Origin of the sequence: Pantoea sp. UBA5923 (assembly GCF_002431095.1) — a bacterium.
In the GTDB taxonomy this organism is placed as follows: domain Bacteria; phylum Pseudomonadota; class Gammaproteobacteria; order Enterobacterales; family Enterobacteriaceae; genus Pantoea; species Pantoea piersonii.
This window is the reverse complement of the sequence record NZ_DJDN01000076.1, coordinates 1,677-1,888: the sequence shown is the minus strand read 5'-3', so window position 1 is coordinate 1,888 and position 212 is coordinate 1,677. Positions and strand designations below refer to the sequence as shown.

The 212-nt window shown below is 58.5% G+C and carries 1 pseudogene; it reads right to left on the bottom strand.

Annotated features, from left to right (window positions below):
• A pseudogene (locus tag B3797_RS17150) lies at positions 1-212 on the bottom strand (DNA repair protein RadA); the annotation flags it as partial.

The window sequence follows — 212 nt, the reverse complement described above, 5'->3', positions numbered from 1 at the left end:
ATCACCATCAGCTTCGGCTGCTCCTGCTCGGCAATCTGGCAGATCTGCTCGATGCTGGTTTCCGACAGCATATTGAGGTTTTCGCTCGGCAGGCCGAGACGATGCGCGCGCATCGCTACCTGCTGCAGCGACTCTTCACCGGTCACATAGAGCGTTTTCATCTCCTGCGCCAGACGACACATCACCTGCAGCAGCAGCGTCGATTTACCCGC